Here is a 6341-nt window from a genome sequence, read left to right as displayed (position 1 = left end):
GATCAGGTGGCGTATCGCGATCTCGGGTCGCTCTACTTCGCCCGCATGGATAAGGAGCGGACCGCGCAACGTCTCGCGCGTCGCATCAAAGAACTCGGCTACGAGGTCGAAATTCGCAAAGCCGCCTGAGTTTCTTGGTAGAATGGCCGTTCAATACGATCGAATTAACCGATTGCAGCCTAGCTTTCGGGTAATTGCTCGAAAAGCCTGTGCAAGAACGGTTCGTAGCTACCGGAGCGTCCGACCGAGTGCCGGTACACCGGCTCACGGACCTGGACCACGCTGGCAGTACGAACCGGTCGCATACTCTCATGGAATTTGAGGCATGCATCTTCCCAGTCGAGGCCGAGCCAGTCGAGCATCCGGCGCACCGTGACTCCCGGATTCTCAACCATCCTCTCATATTGCACTTCCAGCGTCCGGTTGGGCAGGACTTGCCGCCAATGTTCAGTAATGCGGAGGTAGTCCTTGATGCGCTCGGCGATATGGTCTGCCTGCGACGCCCATCTTATCGAGCGAAAATTCGTCAACCAGCACGAGAGTGCGATGTCGCGCAAATTGCGGCGGCAATGAATGATTCGGGCTTGAGGAAACATCACATGCAAGACGCCGACGAGAAGATAGTTGTCGGGCATCTTGTCGGTGATGCGAGTTTCCCCGCAACCGGATCGAGGCAGGTGGTTGAGGTAACGCGAGGCCGCTTCCCGGACGTTGCTCTCCTCAAGCTGAGGGATGCAGTCAAGGGGCGCGCCGCGATTGCCGCAGATCTGGGGCAGCGCGTCGAAACATTCACGCAGCAGCTTCAACTCGCCCGCCGCATGAACCTGCGAATGGCTCGCGAGGATCTGTTCGACGAGCGAAGTGCCCGACCGCGGCATACCGACGATGAACACTGGAAGTTGAGTATCGACCCCCATTCTCTCCGAGCGTGCAAAGAACTCCGGGGTGAAGATCGCACGTAACTGCGTTATGAAAGCGCGATGCTCCCCGGGATCGTACAGTTGACCCTGGCGCGTTCGCCGCTCCACGACGAGCGCATTACCCTTCGCTGAGTTTTCCGCCGCCTCGGCGAATTCCCCCCGCGCATCAAGCGCGTGCGCCAGTCCGAAATGCAAACCTGGCAACCGACTCTTTCGCACCGCGGTACTTGCAAGGCGGCGCAGACACTCAAGATCCGCCTCCGGCAGACGCCGGCCCATCAGCGACGCCAGCAGACCATAGGAGTCGCTGTCAGCCCGATCGCAGCGAATTGCGTCGCGCAACGCCCGCTCTGCTTCCGCCAACCGCCCGAGTTCCGTGTCTAGCTGGGCGAGCCCGGCATAGGCGGGTGCGAAATCCGGTCTGACAGCGAGCGCTTTGCGGCAGAGCGCATACGCCTGATCGTAATTACCCTCATCGCGAAGGATCGAGCTCAGCCCGACATTAGCTTCAGGCCATGCGGGGTCGCGCCTGAGCGCCTCCTCGTAGGCGGTGCGCGCCTCGACCATGCGTTCCTGCTCAGCCAGGCAACTGGCGAGATTCGCATAGGTCCGCGCCAATGCGGGATCCGCCTGCAGCGCTCTGTCGTACCAGGCAAGCGCTTCGTCGATACCGCCCTCCTCCTGGAAGGCTTGCGCGATGTTGCCGAGGATCATCGGATTGCGCGGGTCGAGGCGCAGCGCCTCGGCATAACGGCGCTGCGCCTCATCGAGCTTGCCGGCCTCCCTCAAAGCATTTCCGAGGTTGTTTTGCACCTCCGCTAGATGGGGCATCAGCTCCGCCGCGCGTGAACAGTGACCCAGCGCAGTAGTAATCTCGTGACGGTCGAGCAGGAGCTGGCCCAGATTGGAGTGAGCCTCGCCATATGAGGGGTCCGCCTGGACCGCCCGCCGGAATGCTGCGACGGCGCCAGCGTGATCGCCGAGCAGACGCAGCACGTTGCCAAGATTGTTGTGCGCCGTAGCAAACTCGGGATTGAGGCGCACGGCCTCCTCAAGGACCTCGCGCGCCTCGCCGGCCGCGCCCTGCTCCAGCAGTGCGACGCCCAGGTTGTTCATCGCGCCGACGTGCTGCGGATCGAGCGAAAGCCCGGCGCGGCAAGCCTGGATGGCGCGGGCCGAGTCCCCGAGGCGCCGATGGGCCTCGCCCAGATGCGCATGGAAGTCCGGGTTCCGCGCGAGTGCGATTGCCCGCATGATCCGCTCGACTGCGAGCTGCGGGTTCCCGGTTTGCATGGCCAGGACCCCCGCGAGATGGAGAGCGTCAGCATTATCTGGTTGGCGCTGAAGCACTGCGCCATAGAGCCGGTCTGCTTCAGACAAGCGCCCGCCCTGATGATGCGCCAGCGCCTCGGCCAGGGTATTCGGGATGGAGAATTTCTCTGGCAACGCCACTCCTCGAGCTCCAGCTAAGTCTTATCGAAGCGATAGAGAAGTTAGCGACAGTGACGATAAGAAAGACGTGGAGCGTGAATATTCTGCTTAGAGAGATTTGCACAAATTGCAGCGCGCAGCTATCGTTCAGCCATCACCGCCTCTGGGGAAGACCATGCGTAAGTATCAGCAAGTTGCGCGACAGCTTACGGCAGTTGAACGGACGGCGTCGAGCGACCCGCGTTTGCGCCGGCTGCTCGCCGCGGCCCCGATGGTGGTGCTGTTTGCGCTCCTGAACGTGCGTCCGGTCCGCGCTGCCTGCACCTTAAGTCCGAGCCCCGATCCGACCGTCGATGGCTCTTCCGCCAGTCTCCGCGCGGCCATCGAGACGGCGAATGCGAGCACAGAGGATTGTGTGATCAACCTCGCGACCGGGACCTACACGCTGACCATCAAGAACACTGACGGGCAGGATGACACTGCGGCGGAGGGCGATCTCGATATAACCGCCCCCGGCCAAACGGTGACCCTGCAGGGTGCGGGCCGTCGGCTCAGTATCGTCAATGCCAACGGCATCGACCGAGCTTTTCAAGTGCTCGGCGGCGCTAATGCAGTCTTCCGCGACCTGACGATCGAGGGCGGTGTTGCGCAAGACGACGGGACTGCGGGCGCGCTGGCCGGCAGCACCGAAGCGGAGGGCGGCGGAATCCTGGTGCAGGACGGCGGCCATGTTCTTTTGTCGCGGGTCTGGCTCACCAACAATCAGGCCATCGGCGGACTCGGAACTCAGACTGGTAGCTTCCTTGACGGGATCATCGGAGGAGCCGCGGCCGGTGGGGGACTTTTCCTTTCCGCCGGCACGATTCAGTTAACGAACTCCAAAGTGTTCGGGAATACAGCGACCGGCGGTGCTGGCGCTCGCGGCTTCTTCGGCGGGAGTACTGTCTGCCTTGTATGCGGCACCTTTTATGGTGGCGCCGGAGGCAGTGGTGAGGGCGGCGGGCTCTACGTCCTTTCCGGGAATGTGGCAGTGTCAACCTCTACGCTTTCCGGCAACAATGCCACCGGGGGCGCCGGCGGCTTAAGCGAAGCGCCCGGTACTTCGAATTACCAGCTTACAGGTCCTCCGGGAAACGGTGGAGCTGCGGAGGGCGCGGGCTTGTTCCTTGCTTCAGGCACGGTAACCGTTGGGCAAACGACGCTATCTGGCAACGTGGCAACAGGAGGTATAGCCGGCTATATTCCGTATGCGAACTATACTGGGGCGAGCGGCTCCGCGCTGGGCGCTGCGGGATCTATCGCCAGCGGCAATTTAAGGCTCACGAACAGCACGCTCTTCGGCAATACGGCGGAGAACGGCACGTTTGGCTATGGCGGTACCGTCGCCGGCGGTGGTCTCTACGCGGGCGGCGGGTCCCTTGAGCTCAAGGGTGTGACGGTCGCATCCAATCAGGCGTTGGCGACTTCAGGACGCTTGTCGCCGATTCCAAGTTCGGGCGGCGGGATCGCCAACGCCGGCGCGACCAACCTGCTCATCAACACCACGCTGATCGCCAACAACACCCAGAATTCCGGCAATCCTGACAATGGCGCGGACGTTTCCGGCGCGATCACTGCATCATTTTCGCTGATCGGTCAGAGCGCCGGCGCGACCATCACGGACGACGGCCACAACCTGCTCGACGTTAACCCGGTGCTGGATCCTCTGGGTCTCAGATCGAACGGCGGACCGACCCAGACCGTCGCATTGGAGAGCGGCAGCCCGGCGATCGATGCAGGCGACAACCCCATCTGCGCGGCAGCGCCGCCAAGGGGCCTGGGCGGCATCGACCAGCGCAGTTTCGCGCGCTCCGATTCCGCCGGCGACCACTGCGACATCGGCGCGTTCGAGGTCCAGGCACCCTAGCTATCACCATCGCGGCCCGACGCGATGAACCGAGCGTCTTCGACGGCGGCCGGCGGTGCCTGAAAAACCCTCGCCCGCGCCCAGCGCGCGACATCCACCAGCCCGATCATTACCGGAACCTCGATTAGCGGCCCGATTACCGCCGCGAACGCCGCGCCGCTATCGATCCCGAAGGTCGCGACCGCCACCGCGATCGCCAGTTCAAAATTGTTGGAGGCCGCCGTGAACGATAGCGTCGCGCACTGCGGATAAGTCGCCCCGACCCGCCTGCTCAGCGCAAACGAGACCGCGAACATAATCGTAAAATAGAGCAGCAGCGGCACCGCGATGCGCACCACGTCGAGCGGCATCCGCACGATCGCCGCGCCCTTAATCGAGAACATTACGACGATCGTGAACAGCAGAAACGTCAGCGTCAGCGGACTGATCTTCGGAATGAACCGTTGCCGATACCAACTCTTGCCCTTAGTCCTGGTCAGAATCATCCACGTGCCGAGGCCCGCGACAAATGGCACGCCGAGGTAGATGCCGACGCTCTCGGCGATCTGCCCGATCGTGACGTGGACAATCGCGCCGCCGAGGCCGAGCCAGTGCGGCAACACGGTGATGAACACGAAGGCGTAGAGCGAAAAAAACAGCACCTGAAAGATCGAATTGAAGGCCACCAGCCCGGCACAGTAATCCGAATCGCCCTCCGCCAGATCGTTCCACACGATGACCATCGCGATACAGCGCGCCAGCCCGATCATGATCAGGCCGACCATGTACTCCGGGCGGTCGCGCAGAAAAATCACGGCGAGCGCGAACATCAGAATCGGACCGATGATCCAGTTCTGCACCAGCGACAAGACTAAAATTTTCACATCGCGGAAAACGTCGCCCAACTCGTCGTAGTTCACCTTCGCCAGCGGCGGATACATCATCAAGATGAGGCCGAGCGCAATCGGCAGCGAGGTCGTGCCGACGCTCATGCGATCAAACGCCGCCTTCATCCCGGGGAAAACGGCGCCGAGCCCGATCCCGGCCGCCATCGCGAGAAAAATCCACAGCGTGAGATAGCGATCGAGGAACGAAAGCCGGCGCAATATCGACGCCGGCGCCACTGCGATACTTGCACTCATTTCCCCGGATCTCCTCCGCACCAAGCCCGTTGTTGCGTCTGCGATCCGGAGCAACAGGCGCTGCTCGCCGAGGGCGCGGGCGCGCAGCACGCCTCCTCCACCGGCCCTTTCGGTGTTGCCGGACGCGATACAACATCGGCGCCGTAAACCGTGCTCTCACCGAAGGTATAAAACGTCTCCCACGAAATCCCGCTCGGATCGGCGACCCAGCCCTTGTTGCCGCGCGCATAGCAGCACGATGCATTCTCCTGCTTCCTCACTGACTGCCCGGCGGCTTCCAGGCGCCCCGCGATTATCGTCAGCTCCTCATCCGAATCGACCTGCAGCCCCAGATGGTCGAGCCCGGTGACTGACGCTCCCGCGGTGATCGCAAAGTTCACCCGCGGATCATCGAGCATCCACTTCGGCTTTCAGCACGACCGGTTCAGTCCCGAACAGTGTCGAGTAAAAGCGCACCGAGGACTCCAGGTCCTCAACCATGACGTGAGCGTGAAAGCGTTTCATCCCGATACCCTCCGAGTTTTTCTGGTTGCAATCGTTGATTGTGGCGCGCACTCCGATTCGCAGCCGGACAAGCTGGCCGGAGCGCAGAGCTCAGGCCGCCCGCCGCAGCAATTTTCGGTCAGGTAACCAAGCAATGCGGTCATCAGCTTGAAGTTGGCGCTGTAGATGATCGACCGGCTGGCGCGCCGCGAGCTCACCAGCCCGGCGAACTTGAGCTGATTCAGGTGAAACGATAGCGTCGGCGACGGCTGCCCCAGCCGCGTCCCGATCTCGCCCGCCGGCAGGCCCTCGGGCCCCTTCTGCACCAGCAGGCGAAAAATATCCAGCCGGGTCTCCTGCGCCAGCGCGCCCAGCGCGCCGATCACCGCTGATTTCTTCATAGTTCTATATTTATAGAGATTTATGTATACAGAGTCAACCCACCGGACGCCGCGATTTGAAGCGCGAAGCACGGCATGG

At 62.3% G+C, this 6341-nt stretch carries 6 protein-coding genes; 2 read left to right on the top strand and 4 right to left on the bottom strand.

Features of this window, described 5'->3' with window-relative positions:
* Positions 1-179: 179 nt before the first annotated feature.
* Positions 180-1916 carry a sulfotransferase gene (locus VKS22_15465; protein ID HLW72010.1) on the bottom strand — a complete coding sequence of 579 codons (1737 nt, stop codon included), beginning with the start codon at positions 1914-1916 and terminating at the stop codon, positions 180-182.
* On the opposite strand from VKS22_15465, the gene VKS22_15460 reads away from it, so the two are divergent.
* Both VKS22_15460 and VKS22_15455 read left to right on the top strand, forming a co-directional pair.
* On the top strand, positions 1893-2390 hold the full coding sequence (locus VKS22_15460) for a hypothetical protein (protein HLW72009.1): 498 nt from the start codon (positions 1893-1895) through the stop codon (positions 2388-2390). The genes VKS22_15465 and VKS22_15460 overlap by 24 nt on opposite strands.
* Positions 2391-2526: 136 nt before the next feature.
* Positions 2527-4257: a choice-of-anchor Q domain-containing protein gene (locus VKS22_15455; protein ID HLW72008.1), complete on the top strand. Its 1731-nt coding sequence runs from the start codon at positions 2527-2529 to the stop codon at positions 4255-4257.
* Here the strand turns inward: VKS22_15455 and arsB are convergent.
* The 3 genes from arsB to VKS22_15440 all read right to left on the bottom strand — a co-directional run bounded on the left by arsB (position 4254) and on the right by VKS22_15440 (position 6262).
* Positions 4254-5378 carry an ACR3 family arsenite efflux transporter gene (gene arsB, locus VKS22_15450; GenBank protein ID HLW72007.1) on the bottom strand — a complete coding sequence of 375 codons (1125 nt, stop codon included), beginning with the start codon at positions 5376-5378 and terminating at the stop codon, positions 4254-4256. The two genes, VKS22_15455 and arsB, sit on opposite strands and share 4 nt — an antisense overlap.
* Positions 5375-5776, bottom strand: coding sequence for a hypothetical protein (locus VKS22_15445; protein ID HLW72006.1), 402 nt, complete (start codon positions 5774-5776; stop codon positions 5375-5377). The genes arsB and VKS22_15445 overlap by 4 nt, the downstream gene beginning before the upstream one ends.
* Before the next feature lie 102 nt (positions 5777-5878).
* Positions 5879-6262 (bottom strand): metalloregulator ArsR/SmtB family transcription factor, encoded by a 384-nt coding sequence (locus tag VKS22_15440; protein HLW72005.1) that lies wholly within the window; start codon positions 6260-6262, stop codon positions 5879-5881.
* Between the last annotated feature and the right edge of the window lie 79 nt (positions 6263-6341).

The organism is Candidatus Binataceae bacterium, from assembly GCA_035308025.1.
Taxonomy (GTDB): Bacteria; Desulfobacterota; Binatia; order Binatales; family Binataceae; genus JAJPHI01.
This window is presented reverse-complemented; position numbering and strand designations above follow the sequence as displayed.